Source organism: Streptomyces sp. NPDC001604 (assembly GCF_042893475.1).
In the GTDB taxonomy this organism is placed as follows: Bacteria; Actinomycetota; Actinomycetes; order Streptomycetales; family Streptomycetaceae; genus Streptomyces.
The window spans coordinates 157,010-173,262 of record NZ_JBIAUY010000008.1; the positions used below are offsets into that span (position 1 = coordinate 157,010).

Consider the following 16,253-nt stretch of genomic DNA (forward strand, 5'->3'; position numbering starts at 1 on the left):
GCCGGACGGCCGGACGGCTGCACTCGACCCTATCGGGCCGAGACGCCGATCGCGGCACGGACTCAGATGCCGACCTTGATACGCGTGAAGCGCTTCAGGGTGACACCGGCCTCGTCCAGGACCTTCTGGACGGACTTCTTGTTGTCGAGCGCGTACGGCTGGCCCAGCAGCGTGGCGTCCTTGAAGAAGCCGTTGAGGCGACCCTCGACGATCTTCGGCAGGGCGGCCTCGGGCTTGCCCTCGGCGCGGGTGGTCTCCTCGGCGACGCGGCGCTCGGACTCGACGACCTCGGCCGGCACGTCCTCCTTGGAGAGGTACTTCGGCGCGAAGGCGGCGATGTGCTGGGCGACGCCCTTGGCCAGCTCGGCGTCGGCCTTGTCCAGCTCGACCAGGACACCGATCTGCGGGGGCAGGTCGGGCATGGTGCGGTGCATGTAGGAGAAGACGAAACCGTCGGCGAACTGCGCGAAGCGGTCCAGGACGATCTTCTCGCCGAGGTTGGCGTTGGCCTCGTCCACGAACGCCTGGACGGTCTTGCCGGCCTCGATCTCGGAGGCGAGCAGGGCCTCGAGGTCGGCCGGGGAGGTCTTGGCGACGTGCTCGGCGATCGCGTTCGCGACGGCCTGGAACTTCTCGCCCTTGGCGACGAAGTCCGTCTCGCACTTCAGCTCGACCAGGACACCGGAGGTGTTGTCGTCGGCGATGAGGGAGACCACGGCGCCGTTCTCGGCGGAGCGGCCCTCGCGCTTGGCGACGCCCTTCTGGCCCTTGATGCGGAGCGCCTCGACGGCCTTGTCGACGTTGCCCTCGGCCTCGTCCAGCGCCTTCTTGCAGTCCATCATGCCGGCGCCGGTGAGCTCACGAAGCTTCTTGACGTCGGCGGCGGTGTAGTTCGCCATGAGTCTGTGAATCTTTCTCGAAGTCTGGAAGATCGAAGATCTACGGGGTCTACGGCCCCCATGTAGCCGGGGGCCGCTGACTCGCCGCTGACCTACGGGTGAACGGCGGGGGCGGACTTCACGCCGCCCCCGCCGTCAACCTCTGACGCTGACGGGTCAGGCCTGCTCGGCGTCCGCGGCGGGAGCCTCGGCGGCCGGAGCCTCAGCCGCGGGGGCCTCGGCAGCGGCCTCGGCCGGCTTCTCGGCGGCTTCCTCGGAGTCGGCCTTCTTCTCGCCCTCGAGCAGGTCGCGCTCCCACTCGGCGAGCGGCTCGCCCGCGGCCTTCTCCTTGCCCTCGGTGGCAACACCGGAACGGGCGATGAGGCCCTCGGCGACCGCGTCGGCGATCACACGGGTGAGCAGGGTGACGGAGCGGATCGCGTCGTCGTTGCCCGGGATCTTGTAGTCGACCTCGTCCGGGTCGCAGTTGGTGTCGAGGATCGCGACGACCGGGATGTTGAGCTTCCGGGCCTCACCGACCGCGATGTGCTCCTTCTTGGTGTCCACGATCCAGACGGCGCTGGGCACCTTCTGCATCTCGCGGATACCACCGAGGGTCTTCTCCAGCTTGGCCTTCTCGCGCGAGAGCACGAGAAGCTCCTTCTTGGTCAGACCCGAAGCGGCGACGTCCTCGAAGTCGATCTGCTCGAGCTCCTTGAGGCGCTGCAGACGCTTGTAGACGGTGGAGAAGTTGGTGAGCATGCCGCCCAGCCAGCGCTGGTTGACGTAGGGCATGCCGACGCGGGTGGCCTGCTCGGCGATGGCCTCCTGCGCCTGCTTCTTCGTACCGACGAACATGACCGTGCCGCCGTGGGCGACGGTCTCCTTGACGAACTCGTAGGCGCGGTCGATGTACGACAGCGACTGGAGCAGGTCGATGATGTAGATGCCGTTGCGCTCGGTGAAGATGAAGCGCTTCATCTTCGGGTTCCAGCGACGGGTCTGGTGACCGAAGTGGACGCCGCTCTCCAGCAGCTCCCGCATCGTGACGACGGCCATGGCCGTATCTCCTTGAGTTTCTCGGTTGTGCCGCGGGGACCGGACGGCTCCCGCGCCTGACGCCCGCGATGCGCCTTGCCACGAGGGACCGAGAGGCGCTGACACCGACCGCGTGGCGGCCCGATGTCGGGGCGTGCGAAGTCGACCCGGTGACCCGGATCGCCAGAAGAAGTGTACGGGACCCGCGAGGCACCGGGTGACGCCGCTGTCCACAACCGCGGAGTAGTCCACAGCTCCCGGCCGTGATCGGGGGCGGCGCGGGAGGCTTCTCGCATGCGAGCGAGGCGATACGTGCAGATGACGTGGGCGGCACTGCTGGGACTGGCGTTGACCGTCCTGTCCACCTGGGCCTGGGCGGACGACCCGCCGCCGGCCCCGGGCCCACCGGTCCCTGCCGTCGGCCGCGCCTGGCCGGTGGGCACCCGCCCCACTGTCCTACGAGGCTGGGAGCCCCCGGCGACGGTCTACGGCCGCGGCCACCGGGGCGTGGACCTGGCAGCCCCGGCCGGAAGCCCGGTAAGAGCGGTGGCGGCCGGCCGCGTCTCCTTCGCGGGCCGCGTGGCAGGCCGCGGCGTGATCTCCGTACAGCTGACGGCCACGAACCTGCGAACGACATACGAACCGGTGACGGCGTCGGTGCAGAAAGGCGACGAGGTGACGCCGGGTGAGGTGGTGGGGACGGTCGAACCGGGATCCGGCCACTGCACGGTCACGTGCGTGCACTGGGGCCTCCTGAGGGGCGACACCTACTTGAACCCTCTGTCCCTGCTCCCACCGTGGCTCCTGCACGGGGGCCCGTCGAGGCTGCTGCCGGTACTGGGCGTCCCGCTGCCGTAGCCTGCGGGCAGCCGCACAGCCGCCGCAGCTGGGGGGGCAGTCGAACAGCTGCCAGAGCCTCGGAATCGCACCAGCCGCCAGCCCGGCGTCAGTCGCACAGCCTCCACCGCCTGCGGGCAGTCGTGCCGCTTGGGGCGGCACGGGTGGGCGCGGGCGGCACCCCGCAGCCGCGGGCCGGGCGCATTCCGCCCGGCAGCCACCGCCCTCAGCCGCGAACCCCCCGCAAAGCCATGGCCACCGCAGCCTCAGTGATCTCCGAGGGCTCCTCCGCCGCCCCCAGCTCGATCCGCCGCACCGCCGCGTCCACAACCCCCTGCACCAACATCGCAGCCAGCCGCGGCGAAGAATGCCCCATCTCCCCGAGCGCCTCGACGATCATCGCGACCAGCCCCCCGTGCGCGGCCCGGATCTTCTCCCGGGCTCCTGCATCCAGCTCGCTCGCCGAGATCGCCACGACAGCCCGGTGCCGCCGGTCCCCGACCAGCACCAGCTGCTGCCGCACATACGCCTCGACCTTGCCCTCGGCCGACCCCGCCCGCTCCATCGCCGCCGAGACCTCCGCGGCCCACACCGGGAAGTCGACCGCGCACAGTTCCTCGACGACGGCCGCCCGGGAGCGGAAGTACTCGTACACGGACGACCGTGCGAGCCCCGTCCGCTCGGCGAGGGCCGGGAACGTCAGCGCCTCCGTCCCACCCTCGGACAGCAGAGACCGGGCCGCGTCCAGCAGGGCGGCTCGCTGCATCGACCGGTGTTCGGCCACGGAGGCCGCTCGAATCCTTGGCACGTCAACCACTTTACGGACGGACCACCCCCGACGGGAGTGAGTCGGGACGCTCAGCGTCCGAAGCTCGCCAGCTTCGCCCGCAGCTGCAGCACCGACTTGGTGTGGATCTGACTCACCCGGCTCTCGGTCACACCGAGCACGTTCCCGATCTCGGCGAGCGTGAGGCCCTCGTAGTAGTACAGCGTGACGACGGTCTTCTCCCGCTCGGGCAGGGTGTTGATCGCCCGGGCCAGGAACCGTCTGAGCTCGCGGTCCTCGGCCACCTCCACGGGGTTGTCGGCGGCGGTGTCCTCCAGCGTGTCCATCACGCTGAGCCCGTCCCCGCCCTCGCCCCCCACGTGCAGCAGCTCTTCCAGAGCCACCACGTTGGCCAGCGACAACTGGCTGAACACGGCGTGGAGTTCATCGACGGGAATGCCCATCTCGACGGCCACCTCGCCCTCCGACGGCGTCCGTCTCAGACGCGCCTCCAGGGTCGCGTACGCCCGCTCCACGTTCCGCGCCTTCTGCCGCACCGATCGCGGGATCCAGTCCAGCGCCCTGAGCTCGTCGATCATCGCGCCCCGGATGCGGGTGATCGCGTACGTCTCGAACTTGATCTCCCGGTCGATGTCGAACTTCTCGATCGCGTCGATGAGCCCGAAGACGCCGGAGGAGACGAAGTCGGCCTGCTCCACGTTCGGCGGCAGACCGACGCTCACCCGTCCGGCCACGTACTTCACCAGCGGCGAGTAGTGCAGGATCAGCTGCTCCCGCAGCCGCTCGTCGCCCGTGTCCTTGTACGACCGCCACAGCTCGTCGAGCGTCGAGGGAGCGGGCGGCCGCACGCTGCCACCGTCACGGGCGGCTGGGGGGATCGCCGCCCGGTCGGACCCGGAGGTGTGCTGGGGCATTCGTCGCCTTGTGCCGTTCTGCTGTGAAGTGGGGGTGCCTGGGGGAGCTGTCGGTCTGGTGTCGAGCATGCCGGTCTGTGCCGGAATCCTCGTGAGCGTAGCGTGACTGAAGTGTCGCGGTGCGCGAAGACCGGCGCGGATCGGGTGCGCAGATACGTTCCGCAGGACGCCCCACAGAGTCATGGCGATCGCTGTGCGTGACCGCCGGGGGACGCCAACTACGCGCATTTGCACAGGTGTCAGGCTTCCCCCGGACGGCCGAACACGCTCGGTCAACACGGACTGCGACCCCCACGGACGGAGATCATCGCCTGGCGTGTCAACTTCCAGCCGTCGCCGTGTCGTTCGACGTAACCGAGTGATCGGAGTTCGTACAGTCTCGCGATCGCGTCGTCCTGCGTGGTCTGCGCACCCCGCGCGATGTCACCGGGCGGCGCCGCTCCGCGGCCGGGCAGTGCGGCCAGGACGCGGCGGGCGGCGGGCTCCAGCAGATCGCGGGGCAGCACGGGTCCCCGCCGGTCCGGGGCCAGCTCGCCCATGTCGCCGACCAGCTCGACGACTTCCGCGGCGTCGGTGACGAGCACGGCGTCGCCTCGCAGAAGCTCGTGCACTCCGGCGGACAGGCCGCTGGTGGCCGGCCCGGGCACGCCCATCGTGTGGCGCCCCAGCCGCTGCGCGGCCCGTGCCGTGACCAGCGAGCCGCTGCGGTGCGCAGCCTCGACGACCACGGTGCCCCTGGTCAGGGCGGCGATCACCCGGTTGCGGACGATGAATCTGCTCGGTGTCGGGTGATCGCCGGGCGGCAACTCCCCGATCACCAGTCCCTGTTCCGCGATCCTCCCGAGCAACTCGGCATGGCCGCGCGGATAGGCCCGGTCGACCCCGCAGGCCAGCACGGCGACGGTGGCACCGCCGGCGCCGAGCGCGCCCCTGTGGGCGGCGCCGTCGACCCCGTAGGCACCGCCGGACACCACCACCCACCCGTGCTCGGCAAGCCCGGCGCCGAGGGTGGCCGCCATGTGCGCCCCGTACTCGGTGCAGGCCCGTGCCCCGACGACGGCGACGGATCTGAGCGCCCACATCCGCAGACTGGGCCGCCCCCGCACCCACAGCCCCACCGGCCGCGCGTCCCCCAGGTCGTCGAGCTGCCCGGGCCACTCGCCGTCCCCGGGCGCCACGAACCGCATGTCGGCCTCCCTTGCGGCGGCGAGATCCCGCTCGGGCTCGGCCTGCGCGGCCCGGTCCAGCAGCCCGGCCCACCGCTTGTCGGTGACCCCGACGAGCTGCGGCCCGCCCTCGCGCAGCCGTCGCGCCACTTCCACCGCGCCGAGCTCCCGCAGCCACCGTCCGCCGACCTCGTCCCCCGGTTCGAGCACACGGCTGAGAAGGACACGGGCGAGCAGCTCGCCGGCCGGATCGTCACCGGGGCTCATGTCAGCGCCCCGATGGCCATGGGCACCCCGCGGGGCACGCCGGTGCGCAGTTGCAGCGCCAGGGCGACGTCGGTCGCGTCAGGCCGGTCATGGCCCACGAGGTCCGCGACGGTCCAGGCGACACGCAGCACGCGGTCGAGACCACGGGCGGTCAGCACGCCCCGCTCCAGATTCCGTTCCGCCTCGTCCATCGCACCGGCCGCGGCGTGCCAGCGGCTGCGCAGCTCCCGCCCGGGGACTTCGCTGTTGGTCCGCCACGGCGTGCGCACGAGCCGGGCCGCCGCACGCTCCCTGGCCGCCCTCACGCGGTCGGCGACGGTCGTGGTGGACTCGCCGCCGGCGCCCCGCTGGGTCAGCTGGGCGCGGGTCACCCGGTCGACCTCGACGCGCAGGTCGACCCGGTCGAGCAGCGGGCCGGACAGCCGCGCCTGGTAGCGGCGGATCGCCGAGGGCGGGCATTCGCAGAAGTCGTCCGCCCGGGAGAAGCGGCCGCAGGGGCAGGGGTTCGCCGCGAGCACCATCAGGAATTTCGCCGGGAACCGCACGACACCCGCGCTGCGCGCGATCACCACGTGCCCCGCCTCCAGTGGCTGCCGCAGCGCGTCGAGCGCGTGGCTGCTGAACTCGGGCGTCTCGTCCAGGAAGAGCACGCCCCGATGGGAGAGCGAGACCGCGCCGGGCCGCGCGACGCCCGGGCCGCCGCCCACGAGCGCTTGCATGGTGGCCGAATGGTGCGGGGCGCAGTACGGAGCGACGTCGATCAGGGGTTTGCCCGGTGGGAGCAGGCCTGCGACCGAGTGCACCGCCGTGACCTCAAGGGACTCCTGTCGGCTGAGCAGCGGGAGGATCGCGGGGAGCCGCTCGGCGAGCATGGTCTTCCCCGCACCGGGCGGGCCCTCCAGGAACAGGTGGTGGCCGCCCGCCGCGGCGACCTCCACCGCCGTCCGCGCCGAGATCTGGCCCACCACGTCGGCGAGGTCATGACCTTGGTCGCACTGGGCGGCGCCCAGGCTGTGCATCCCTGTGGCCGCGCCCGTGCCGGGCACTCGCAGACCGGCCAGCAGTGGATCGGGGCGGCCCTGCTCGTCCGGTTCCTCCTCGGGTACGGGCTCGTCCGCCAGGACGGCGATCAGCTGGCGCAGGCTGCGCACCCCCAGGACGGAGACGCCGGGCACCAGCGAGGCCTCGGCGGCCGCACACTCGGGCACGACCACCTGCTCGTAGCCCGCGTCCGCGGCGGCCAGCACCGCCGGCAGGATGCCCCGCACGGGCCTGACGCGGCCGTCCAGACCCAGCTCCCCGATCATGACGATGTCGGCCAGCACCCGCGGGTCGATGCGCTCGCAGGCGCCGAGGACCGCGCAGGCGACGGCCAGGTCGAAGCCACTGCCGGCCTTCGGCACCGAGGCCGGGCTCAGCCCCACCGTCAGCTTCTTCTGCGGCCATTCGCCGCCCGAGTTGACGACGGCCGCCCGCACCCGGTCCCGGCTCTCGCTCAGGCTCTTGTCCGGCAGCCCCACCAGCGTGAACGCCGCCACCCCCGGCTCCAGATCGGCCTGGACCTCGACCACCACACCCTCGACACCGACGAGGGCCACCGAGCACGTACGCGCGAACCCCATCAGGCCACCCCCCGCGCGTGTTCGACCACGGGTGCGCCGCGGTCGGGGAGCACGACGCCGACCAGGTCGATACGGACGCCGCCCGGTGGGGCCCCGCCGTGTTCCTGCGCCCAGCGTTCCGCCAGGCCGCGCAGGCGCTGCGCCTTCGTCGGCGTGACCGCGGCCATGGGGTGCTGGAAGATGCCCGCCCTGCGGGTCTTCACCTCGCAGACCACCAGGACGTCCCCGTCCCGGGCCACGATGTCGATCTCACCCGTCCTGCCCGAGCGCCAGTTGCGCTCCAGGACCGTCATACCGGCGTCCGCCAGCCGCCGCGCGGCCAGATCCTCGCCGTACCTGCCCATGGCACTGCGTTGTGCGTTGCGTGTCCTCATGTCGGCACCACCTCCGGCGCCAACCGTCACGCATCCGCTCCCACCGAGTGGATCTTGGTGGACCACTCGGCGGTTGTGGACAAACTCGTCACCCGCACGAGCGACCTACCGTGGGCGTCAGCCGCCCGGCAGCTCGAGATCGCTCTTGTTCAGCTCCTCGATGTTCACGTCCTTGAACGTGAGTACCCGGACCTGCTTCACGAACCGAGCCGGCCGGTACATGTCCCAGACCCAGGCGTCCGCCATCGACACTTCGAAGAACACCTCGCCCTGGACCGAGTGCACCTGCATCTCGTAGTCGTTCGTCAGGTAGAAGCGCCGCTCGGTCTCGATCACGTATTTGAACAGACCGACGACATCGCGGTACTCCCGGTAGAGCTTCAGCTCCATCTCGGTCTCGTACTTCTCGAGGTCCTCGGCGCTCATGGCAGCTTCCCCTTCAGGCGTGCGATCCCACCATTGTGCGCCAGTCCCGTGAGCCCCTAGACGATTTCGGGGTCAAGGGTCACGGGCCTGGCCGGGGGACCTTCGTCGAGCAGCCTGCACAGCAGCTCGGCGAGTCTGGTCGGGTACACGGTCTCATGCGCCCGGGCAAGTTCCCGACACGTCCACCAGCGTGCTCCGGCGACGCTGCGCCGCTCCAGTTCCGTGAGGCCCGTGGCCCCGGGCACCACCCTGGACGTGTCCGTCGTACGGGCCAGGTAGTACCACTCGTCCTGGTCCCAGCGGCGGCCCGCGAACGGGAAGGAGCACATCCGCCGCCAAAGCACCGGGCCGAGTTCGACATCGGTGATGCCGGTCTCCTCGGCGAGTTCCCTGAGAGCGGCCTCCTCACGACTCTCGTCGCCCTCCAGTCCGCCGCCGGGTGTGAACCACCAGTCGTCGGCCGGATCGTCCGGCTCATGGCCGTGCAGGAGCAGGATGCGGTCCTCGGGGTCGAGCAGAACCACCCGGGCCACCTTGCGCAGCCCGCCCCGGTACGAGTCCTCGTACCCGCCCGCGGCCTCAGCGGGCACCCACGGGCTCCGTCCGCGCCCGGGTGCGGCGCCCGCCCATCCGCTTGGCGATCGGGCCGTACGCGCCGCCGCCGAGGACGAGGACGGCGCCGGCCACGATCAGCGTGACGATGATCCGCAACGGGCCCGGCTGGGAGAGCACGCCGAGGGCCTCGAAGCCGGTGGGGCGTTCCAGCATGCCCTTCATGGGCCAGACGACGGCATCCACGCGAGCCGTCACGGCCGAGCGCGCGACGGTGCCCTGGGCGGCGTCACTGAGGTGGGCGGAGGAGTCCAGCGACCCCTGGCGCTCGTCGCCGAGCAGGAACAGGCGGCCCTGGGGGACCTTCACGGTCGGGATGTTCTTGTCCTCGACGACGCTGCCCTTGAGATAGCCCTCGGCGATCTGCTTGCCGTTGACGGTCAGCTTGCCGTTCGTGCAGCAGGAGACCGTGTCACCGCCGACCGCGACCACGCGCTTGACGACGGAGGCGTTGGTCACCCAGGACTTGTCGTTGAAGACGACGACGTCTCCCCGGCGGATCTCACTGCCGTCGACACGCTGGGCCAGGACCCGGTCGCCGGCGTCGATCGTCGGCGTCATCGAGGTGGTCGGCACGGTGTACGGCCGGTAGACCAGCGCTCCCCAGCCGAATCCGCCGAGGAACAGCACTATGCCCAGCGCGACCGCCAGTCCGGACAGTCGCTGTCCGGCCTTGCTGCCCACCGGGCCCGTGCTCTTGCCACCGCTGCGCGGTGCCGTACGCGTAGTGCTCTCGCCACCCATGGGTCCGCACCCTACCCGGCAGTACCTGACCCGGTCAGCCCCTCATGGCCGACCGAGGTCACAGCTGCACCAGGGCTTCACCAAGGCACGGTCAGGCGGAGTGCTCCGGGCCCGCTTTGCAGGGCTCGGCCGCCGCGATCCTCCTACGACGCCACAGGGCCACCGGCACCAACCCGGTCAGGGCGAGCGCGTTCGGGGCGGCCGTCAGGGCGGCGGACGCCGATGACTGGTCGTTCAGTCCCGGCTGGTCGAAGGTGTCCGGGATCGGGAGGGTGTCCCAGCGGGTGATGGGCCAGGCGATGACGATGGCGCGTCCGACGACCTTGCTGACCGGAACCATGCCGTTGTGCTTGTCGCTCTGGTTGTAGCGCGAGTCCCGCGAGTTCTGACGGTGGTCGCCCATGACCCAGATGTAGCCCTTGGGGACCTTCACCGTGAACTGGCCGCCCTGGTCGTCGACGCTGCAGGGGGTGTTGCCCGCGTACACGAACGACGTGTCGTTGAGGGCATGGCCGTTGACCCTGAGCGGGCCGGAGCCCTTGCAGGAGACGGTGTCGCCGCCGACGCCGATGACGCGCTTGATGAGGTCCTTCTCCTCGGCGGACGGCATCAGGCCGATCCAGCTGAGGGCCTTCTGCAGCGGGTTCGGATTGGCCGTGGGCTCGCCCGCCAGCCAGTTGTCCGGGTCGTGGAAGACGACGACCTCGCCGCGCTCCGGCTTCGAGCCGAACCAGGGGGTGAGTTTGTCGACCAGGACCCGGTCGCCCTGCTGAAGGGTGTTCTGCATCGAGTCCGAAGGGATCGAGAACGCCTGCACCAGGAACGTCTTGATCAGCAGCGCCAGCACGAGCGCGATGCCGATCAGGATGGGCAGCTCCTTCAAGAAGGAGCGTTGCTTCTTGGACTTGGGGGGTGAACCGTCCGACCCCTTTTCCTCGGTCCGGCTCCGCTCGCCCGGCGCGGTGCCGTCGTCGGTCGCCCCGGAGTCACTCCCGGAGGTCACGGCGCTGTCCGCGGCCGGGACGGCTGCGGAAACCCCTTGGCCGGGCTGTCCGCGATGCTCCTCGCCGTCGTGTCCGGATCGTGCGCCAACCGCCACATCCCCCACGCCAACTCCTTACTCTGTGCCGCTGCCTGCCCCAGACGCGGTGCAGGCCCACCACTCCCATAACGAGCGGGAGTTCCGCAGGGCTCGGGAGCTGGACCGTTCCGTTGAAATAGTCAGGAGCAACCCTATGCGACAGCTGCGGGGCCGCGGTCGTCCCCGACACGGAGTTGGAGACGGAGGAGAAAGTTTTAGGTTCTTTCAAGGAGGTCCAGTGGCCGAAGGGCCAGGCGATGACCATCGCCCGTCCCACCACTGAGTCCTCGGAGACCGTGCCGCCGTAGGGCGTGTTCTGGTGCGCGCGGGAGTCCGCGGAGTTGCCCCGGTGGTCGCCCATCACCCACAACCGCCCCTGGGGGACGGTGATGTCGAACGGCTGTGTGGAGGGGGCGTTTCCGGGATACAGATAGTCGCCCTCGGTCAGGGGAACGCCGTTGACGGTCACCCGTCCCTGCTGGTCACAGCACTTGACGTGGTCGCCGCCGACGCCGATGACCCGCTTGATGAGGTCCTTCTCGTTGTCGGACGGCAGCAGGCCGATGAAGGTGAGTCCCTCCTTGACCTGCTTGACGACGACGGGGTCGCTCTTCTTGGTCGTGGTCTGCTCGCCCGCGAGCCAGCCGCCCGGGTCCTTGAACACGACGACGTCCCCGCGCTTGGGCTTCGAGCCGAACCACGGGGTGAACTTGTCGACGAGGACGCGGTCGCCGATCCGGATCGTCTGCTCCATGGAGCCGGACGGGATCACGAACGCCTGGACGAGGAACGTCTTCAGGACCAGGGCTATGAGGACCGCGACGCCGACGAGGAGGGGTATCTCCTTGACCGCGCTGCGCCTGCGCTTCCGTTTGACCTTGCGCTGCAGCTTGCGCCGCTCGGCGCGGGTGCGGCCGCCGCCCCCCGCCAGCACCGGACCGGAGGCGCGGCGGGAGCCGGTGGGCAGCAGTCCGTCGGCCGGGCCGCTCGCGGCACCGCGCGGTTTGCCACGGTTACCCATGCGCACCGTCCGCTGCGGGCACGCGCGCGTAGGCGCCGGGACGCTGCAGGCGGGTCCAGTGGGCGCTGGGCCAGACGATCCAGTCGGCGCGTCCGATGACGTCCGAGACGGGGATCATGCCGCCGCCGGGTGAGCCCAGGTGGTCGCGGGAGTCGCTGGAGTCGCTGCGGTGGTCGCCGAGGACGAAGAGGGTGCCGTCGGGCACGACGACGGTGAAGGGCACCGTGGAGGGGCTGTCACCGGGGTGGAGGAACGTCGACTCGTCGACCGACCGGCCGTTCACCTCGATCCTCCCCTCCTTGTCGCAGCAGACCACATGGTCTCCCCCTACGCCCACGACGCGTTTGATGTAGTCGGCGTTTCCGAAGTACCCGGTGCCGTCGAACACGACGACATCGCCGCGCCGCGGCTCGGCACCGAAACGGTACGCCAACTTATTTACGAGAACGCGGTCGCCGATCCTCAATCCGTTTTCCATGGATCCGCTGGGAATCTGGAATGGTTGGACCACGAAAGTGTTGAGGAGCAGCAAAAACACCAGGCAGATGAGGAGCGTCAGACTGATCCGCCCACCGGGCAGCCAGTCGGCGACCCGCGACACCCACGCGAAACGCGACCGTCCCTCCGGTCCCTCTGTGTCCGAGATCTCCTGGGAGACGTCCTCGGAATCGGAAGGGCGGGAGGAGCGGTCGCGCTCCGTGTGCTGTGCTTCGGTGTCCATCGGGGCCAGATGGTATCCGGCCCCGGTATGAACGCCTGCGCGAGCTCAGCTGTCGCGCTTCTCCTTGATCTTCGCGGCCTTACCGCGCAGCTCGCGCAGGTAGTACAGCTTGGCGCGACGCACGTCACCGCGGGTGACGAGCTCGATCTTCTCGACGATCGGGGTGTGCACCGGGAAGGTGCGCTCGACGCCGACGGAGAAGGAGACCTTGCGGACCGTGAAGGTCTCGCGGACACCGGCGCCCTGGCGGCGGATCACAACGCCCTTGAACTGCTGCACACGGGAGCGGTTGCCCTCGATGACGCGGACGTGGACGTTGACGGTGTCACCCGGGCGGAAGGCCGGGACGTCGCTGCGCAGCGACGCACTGTCGACGGAGTCGAGCAGGTGAGACATTTCGTCTGCTTTCTTCGCCCATGCCACAGGTCATAGGCGGGAACTAGGTCTTCCAGGAGGATGCTGTCCGTGTCGGGGCGGGCGTCGTGTCCCCCTGTGGCAGGGGCGCACGCCGGACGACGCACAACAGCGGTCTATTCTTCCACGCCCTCGGTCCTGCGCCAAAATCGGCCGTACGGCTCCCCCTCCGGGTCCGGGGCCCAGCCGAGGATGGAGAGCATCTCGCGGTCCTTCTTGTCGAAGGCCTTGGGGTCGCACCGCTCGATCAGGTCGGGCCGGTTGGCCGTCGTACGGCGCAGGGCCTCGTCGCGGCGCCAGCGGGCGATCCTGCCGTGGTGGCCGCTGAGCAGCACGTCGGGGATGCCGCGGGCGCGCCACTCGGGCGGCTTGGTGTAGACGGGGCCTTCCAGGAGGTTGGCCATGGCGCCGGGGGCGAAGGAGTCGTCGCGGTGGGACTCGGCGTTGCCGAGGACGCCGGGCAGCAGCCGGGCCACGGCCTCCGTGATCACCAGCACGGCCGCTTCCCCGCCGGCGAGGACGTAGTCGCCGATGGACACCTCGTAGACCGGCATCCGGGTGGCGTACTCATCGATCACCCGGCGGTCGATGCCCTCGTAGCGCGCGGGCGTGAAGATCAGCCAGGGGCGCTCGGAGAGCTCGACGGCGAGTTCCTGGGTGAAGGGGCGGCCGCTCGGGGTGGGGACGATCAGCGCGGGCGCGTGCGAGCCGGTCTCGTAGCCGTCGGCGAGGGCGGAGTCCAGGGCGTCGCCCCAGGGGTCGGTCTTCATGACCATGCCGGGGCCGCCGCCGTAGGGGGTGTCGTCGACGGTGTTGTGGCGGTCGTAGGTCCAGTCGCGCAGATCGTGCACATGGACGTTCAGCTGCCCACGCGCGCGCGCCTTGCCGACGAGGGAGACGTTCAGGGGCTCCAGGTACTCCGGGAAGATCGTGACGACGTCGAGGCGCATCTCTTACGACTCTTCCCGCGAGGACACGACCTCAGCCTGGTCGTCGATCAGGCCGGGCGGCGGGTCGATGACCGCCTTCTGCTCCTCGAGGTCGATCTCCGTGACGATCTCCTCGACGAACGGGATCAGGACCTCGCTGCCGTCCGGGCGCTCCACGATGAACAGGTCCTGGGAGGGCAGGTGCGAGATCTCGGTGATCCGGCCGACCTCGACGCCGTCCTTGGTGACCACGTCCAGGTCCATCAGCTGGTGGTCGTAGTACTCGTCCTCCTCCTCGGGGAGCACCTCCGGGTCCACCTCGGCGATCAGGAGGGTGTTGCGCAGCGCCTCGGCCGCGTTGCGGTCGCGTACGCCCTCGAAGCGCAGGAGCAGGCGGCCGCTGTGGACGCGGCCCGTCTCGATGGTGAGCGGGCCCGCCGAGGCGGGATCGGTGGCCAGTACGGCGCCGGGTGCGAGCCGCAGTTCGGGCTCGTCGGTACGGACCTCGACGGTGACCTCGCCCTTGATGCCGTGGGCACGGCCGATCCGTGCGACTACGAGCTGCACTTCCCAGGATCTCCTGTCGTAACGGCTGGTAACGACTACGGGCCGGGGACGGCGCAGTGGCCCTCCCCGGCCCGAGCCGGTGTTGCGTTTGGCGTCAGCGGACGTGGTCCACGTCGACGAGGTCGACGCGGACACCGCGGCCGCCGATGGCGCCCACGACGGTACGCAGAGCGCGCGCGGTGCGGCCGTTGCGGCCGATCACCTTGCCGAGGTCGTCGGGGTGGACCCGGACCTCGAGCACACGGCCGCGGCGCAGGTTGCGCGAGGCGACCTGCACATCGTCAGGGTTGTCGACGATGCCCTTCACGAGGTGCTCGAGAGCCTCCTCGAGCATGCTCAGGCCTCGGTCGACGCGGACTCGGCGGGAGCCTCGTCCTTCTTCTCAGCCTTCTTCTTCTGGGTGATGGCCTCACCCTTGCCCTCGTCGTCGCCGCCAAGGGCCTCGAACGACGGGCGCGTGGCCTTCTCGGCCGGCTGCAGCAGCGGCGCCGGGGCGGGCTCGCCCTTGAACTTCTGCCAGTCGCCGGTCTTCTTCAGGATGGCGAGCACGGGCTCGGTCGGCTGGGCGCCGACACCGAGCCAGTACGCCACGCGCTCGGCGTTGACCTCGATGCGCGAGGGGTTCTGCACCGGGTGGTACAGACCGATCTCCTCGATCGCACGGCCGTCACGACGGGTGCGGGAGTCGGCGACGACAATGCGGTAGTGAGGCGAACGGATCTTGCCCAGACGCTTCAGCTTGATCTTGACTGCCACGGGAGTGGGTTCTCCTGGATTTGACGTGGTTGGGCACGGCGAGATTGCCGCGTGGGGTTGCGGTACCCGAGTGCCCGATGGACGCGTCAGCCGGAGGCGAGAGGGTTCCTGTGCGGCTGTCGAGTACAGCTAGCCATTGTGCCATACCCTGCGGGTCGCTTCGGCCGAGGGGTGCGAGCCGCGCCCGGGCATGGCTGAGGGGCACCCGGCGCTGCAGGTGCCCTTGGGGTGGTCGCGCGGACCGGCGCTACGGGGTGCCGCCCGCGCTCACCCGTGCCGCCCCAGCGGCACGACTGCCCGCAGGCGGTCGCCTCCCCGCGCGCGGCGCCCGGATTCCGGCAGCCACGAGATGCCGGTGCTCCAGGATCCGCGCTTATGCAGCTCCCACGACCTCCGGGATCCGGAACGGCTTGCCGCAGCCGCCGCAGACGATCGGCGCCTGGGCCAGCACCGACGGGACGACCCGTACGTTACGGCCGCAGTCGCACACCGCCTTCACTCGCACCCCGCCCCCGGACGAGCCGTGCCGGGCCGCCGGGCCGCGGAAGCTCTTCGGGGTGTCGGCGGAGGTGGCGGCCGTGTGGGCCTTGAGGGCGCGCTGCAGCCGCTCGATGGTCGGGCGGTAGCGGCGCTTGGCCTCGGGGTTGAGCGTGACCAGTGAGAAGCCGCTGCTGGGGTGCGGTTCCTCGGGGTGGTCCAGGCCCAGTTCCTCGGCGATCGCGAGGAATCTGCGGTTGTGGTACCGGCCGGCGCGGGACGTGTCGCGTACGCCGCGCGCGGCGGCGATGCCATGGACTGCCTCATGGAGCAGTCGCTCGAAGGAGAGCTCGTGACCGCACGCGGACGACGACTCTCCGATCAGGGACTCTGGCGCGGCAAGGTCCGGCAGCTCGGGGTGGTACCGCTGAATGTCGGCCCACGCCTCTGCCAGCTCTGCGGCGAGAACAGGTGGTGTCTGTGTCGTGCTCACGTAATGACAACGAGCGGGGCCTCGAATGTGTTCCTATTCCGGGCCATCCCAAATAATTTGCACGTACCCGTCAGTTTCCGCTGATGCGTGCCGACGAGGGCGGGTGCGCTGATCTGCGGAGAAACCTCA

General features: G+C 70.3%; 20 protein-coding genes. 1 reads left to right on the forward strand and 19 read right to left on the reverse strand.

The window, feature by feature from the left end; all coding sequences use genetic code 11:
* Window positions 1-62: 62 nt before the first annotated feature.
* Complete coding sequence (tsf, locus tag ACFY1E_RS23140; protein ID WP_389078941.1) at window positions 63-899, reverse strand: translation elongation factor Ts; 837 nt, start codon at window positions 897-899, stop codon at window positions 63-65.
* A 156-nt stretch (window positions 900-1,055) separates the two neighbouring features.
* Window positions 1,056-1,937 carry a 30S ribosomal protein S2 gene (gene rpsB / locus ACFY1E_RS23145; RefSeq protein WP_389078942.1) on the reverse strand — a complete coding sequence of 294 codons (882 nt, stop codon included), beginning with the start codon at window positions 1,935-1,937 and terminating at the stop codon, window positions 1,056-1,058.
* 273 nt (window positions 1,938-2,210) lie between these two features.
* Between rpsB and ACFY1E_RS23150 the strand changes: the two genes are divergently transcribed.
* Window positions 2,211-2,774, forward strand: a complete 564-nt coding sequence (locus ACFY1E_RS23150; protein WP_389078944.1) for a M23 family metallopeptidase — start codon at window positions 2,211-2,213, stop codon at window positions 2,772-2,774.
* A gap of 205 nt (window positions 2,775-2,979) precedes the next feature.
* Here the strand turns inward: ACFY1E_RS23150 and ACFY1E_RS23155 are convergent, their stop codons facing one another.
* From ACFY1E_RS23155 to ACFY1E_RS23235, 17 genes are all read right to left on the reverse strand, one after another.
* Window positions 2,980-3,537: a TetR/AcrR family transcriptional regulator gene (locus ACFY1E_RS23155; protein WP_389079293.1), complete on the reverse strand. Its 558-nt coding sequence runs from the start codon at window positions 3,535-3,537 to the stop codon at window positions 2,980-2,982.
* 74 nt (window positions 3,538-3,611) lie between these two features.
* Window positions 3,612-4,454, reverse strand: a complete 843-nt coding sequence (whiG, locus tag ACFY1E_RS23160) for an RNA polymerase sigma factor WhiG (protein ID WP_344404831.1) — start codon at window positions 4,452-4,454, stop codon at window positions 3,612-3,614.
* Window positions 4,455-4,726: 272 nt separating this feature from the next.
* A complete protein-coding gene (dprA, locus tag ACFY1E_RS23165) occupies window positions 4,727-5,887 on the reverse strand; it encodes a DNA-processing protein DprA (protein ID WP_389078946.1) in 1,161 nt (386 codons plus the stop codon).
* Window positions 5,884-7,509 carry a YifB family Mg chelatase-like AAA ATPase gene (locus ACFY1E_RS23170; RefSeq protein ID WP_389078947.1) on the reverse strand — a complete coding sequence of 542 codons (1,626 nt, stop codon included), beginning with the start codon at window positions 7,507-7,509 and terminating at the stop codon, window positions 5,884-5,886. Before ACFY1E_RS23170 ends, dprA begins: the two co-directional genes overlap by 4 nt.
* The gene (locus tag ACFY1E_RS23175) at window positions 7,509-7,913 is read right to left on the reverse strand and encodes a YraN family protein (protein ID WP_344404833.1); all 405 of its coding nucleotides are present in this window, start codon (window positions 7,911-7,913) and stop codon (window positions 7,509-7,511) included. Before ACFY1E_RS23175 ends, ACFY1E_RS23170 begins: the two co-directional genes overlap by 1 nt.
* Before the next feature lie 87 nt (window positions 7,914-8,000).
* Window positions 8,001-8,309 carry a DUF2469 domain-containing protein gene (locus ACFY1E_RS23180; protein ID WP_003965949.1) on the reverse strand — a complete coding sequence of 103 codons (309 nt, stop codon included), beginning with the start codon at window positions 8,307-8,309 and terminating at the stop codon, window positions 8,001-8,003.
* A gap of 56 nt (window positions 8,310-8,365) precedes the next feature.
* Complete coding sequence (locus ACFY1E_RS23185; RefSeq protein WP_389078948.1) at window positions 8,366-8,899, reverse strand: NUDIX hydrolase; 534 nt, start codon at window positions 8,897-8,899, stop codon at window positions 8,366-8,368.
* Entirely contained in the window at window positions 8,889-9,665 is a 777-nt protein-coding gene (lepB, locus tag ACFY1E_RS23190; RefSeq protein WP_389078950.1) for a signal peptidase I, read from the reverse strand. Before lepB (ACFY1E_RS23190) ends, ACFY1E_RS23185 begins: the two co-directional genes overlap by 11 nt.
* Window positions 9,666-9,756: 91 nt before the next feature.
* Window positions 9,757-10,764, reverse strand: a complete 1,008-nt coding sequence (gene lepB / locus ACFY1E_RS23195) for a signal peptidase I (protein WP_389078952.1) — start codon at window positions 10,762-10,764, stop codon at window positions 9,757-9,759.
* Window positions 10,652-11,767, reverse strand: a complete 1,116-nt coding sequence (gene lepB / locus ACFY1E_RS23200; RefSeq protein ID WP_389078954.1) for a signal peptidase I — start codon at window positions 11,765-11,767, stop codon at window positions 10,652-10,654. The genes lepB (ACFY1E_RS23195) and lepB (ACFY1E_RS23200) overlap by 113 nt, the downstream gene beginning before the upstream one ends.
* Complete coding sequence (gene lepB / locus ACFY1E_RS23205; RefSeq protein WP_389078957.1) at window positions 11,760-12,488, reverse strand: signal peptidase I; 729 nt, start codon at window positions 12,486-12,488, stop codon at window positions 11,760-11,762. Before lepB (ACFY1E_RS23205) ends, lepB (ACFY1E_RS23200) begins: the two co-directional genes overlap by 8 nt.
* Window positions 12,489-12,533: 45 nt before the next feature.
* The gene (rplS, locus tag ACFY1E_RS23210; RefSeq protein WP_030866123.1) at window positions 12,534-12,884 is read right to left on the reverse strand and encodes a 50S ribosomal protein L19; all 351 of its coding nucleotides are present in this window, start codon (window positions 12,882-12,884) and stop codon (window positions 12,534-12,536) included.
* A 134-nt stretch (window positions 12,885-13,018) separates the two neighbouring features.
* Window positions 13,019-13,852, reverse strand: a complete 834-nt coding sequence (trmD, locus tag ACFY1E_RS23215) for a tRNA (guanosine(37)-N1)-methyltransferase TrmD (protein ID WP_389078958.1) — start codon at window positions 13,850-13,852, stop codon at window positions 13,019-13,021.
* A gap of 3 nt (window positions 13,853-13,855) precedes the next feature.
* Window positions 13,856-14,398, reverse strand: coding sequence for a ribosome maturation factor RimM (gene rimM, locus ACFY1E_RS23220; RefSeq protein WP_389078961.1), 543 nt, complete (start codon window positions 14,396-14,398; stop codon window positions 13,856-13,858).
* Between the two features lie 94 nt (window positions 14,399-14,492).
* Entirely contained in the window at window positions 14,493-14,732 is a 240-nt protein-coding gene (locus ACFY1E_RS23225; protein ID WP_003973401.1) for an RNA-binding protein, read from the reverse strand.
* 2 nt (window positions 14,733-14,734) lie between these two features.
* Window positions 14,735-15,154 (reverse strand): 30S ribosomal protein S16, encoded by a 420-nt coding sequence (rpsP, locus tag ACFY1E_RS23230; protein ID WP_389078963.1) that lies wholly within the window; start codon window positions 15,152-15,154, stop codon window positions 14,735-14,737.
* 373 nt (window positions 15,155-15,527) lie between these two features.
* Window positions 15,528-16,124 carry a hypothetical protein gene (locus tag ACFY1E_RS23235; RefSeq protein WP_030943152.1) on the reverse strand — a complete coding sequence of 199 codons (597 nt, stop codon included), beginning with the start codon at window positions 16,122-16,124 and terminating at the stop codon, window positions 15,528-15,530.
* Window positions 16,125-16,253 lie beyond the last annotated feature (129 nt).

Coding starts and splice junctions, on each gene's coding strand:
- tsf (WP_389078941.1), bottom strand. CDS start 899: ATGGCGAACTACACCGCCGCCGACGTCAAGAAGCTTCGTGAGCTCACC.
- rpsB (WP_389078942.1), bottom strand. CDS start 1,937: ATGGCCGTCGTCACGATGCGGGAGCTGCTGGAGAGCGGCGTCCACTTC.
- ACFY1E_RS23150 (WP_389078944.1), top strand. CDS start 2,211: ATGCGAGCGAGGCGATACGTGCAGATGACGTGGGCGGCACTGCTGGGA.
- whiG (WP_344404831.1), bottom strand. CDS start 4,454: ATGCCCCAGCACACCTCCGGGTCCGACCGGGCGGCGATCCCCCCAGCC.
- dprA (WP_389078946.1), bottom strand. CDS start 5,887: ATGAGCCCCGGTGACGATCCGGCCGGCGAGCTGCTCGCCCGTGTCCTT.
- ACFY1E_RS23170 (WP_389078947.1), bottom strand. CDS start 7,509: ATGGGGTTCGCGCGTACGTGCTCGGTGGCCCTCGTCGGTGTCGAGGGT.
- ACFY1E_RS23180 (WP_003965949.1), bottom strand. CDS start 8,309: ATGAGCGCCGAGGACCTCGAGAAGTACGAGACCGAGATGGAGCTGAAG.
- lepB (WP_389078950.1), bottom strand. CDS start 9,665: ATGGGTGGCGAGAGCACTACGCGTACGGCACCGCGCAGCGGTGGCAAG.
- lepB (WP_389078954.1), bottom strand. CDS start 11,767: ATGGGTAACCGTGGCAAACCGCGCGGTGCCGCGAGCGGCCCGGCCGAC.
- lepB (WP_389078957.1), bottom strand. CDS start 12,488: ATGGACACCGAAGCACAGCACACGGAGCGCGACCGCTCCTCCCGCCCT.
- rplS (WP_030866123.1), bottom strand. CDS start 12,884: ATGTCTCACCTGCTCGACTCCGTCGACAGTGCGTCGCTGCGCAGCGAC.
- trmD (WP_389078958.1), bottom strand. CDS start 13,852: ATGCGCCTCGACGTCGTCACGATCTTCCCGGAGTACCTGGAGCCCCTG.
- ACFY1E_RS23225 (WP_003973401.1), bottom strand. CDS start 14,732: ATGCTCGAGGAGGCTCTCGAGCACCTCGTGAAGGGCATCGTCGACAAC.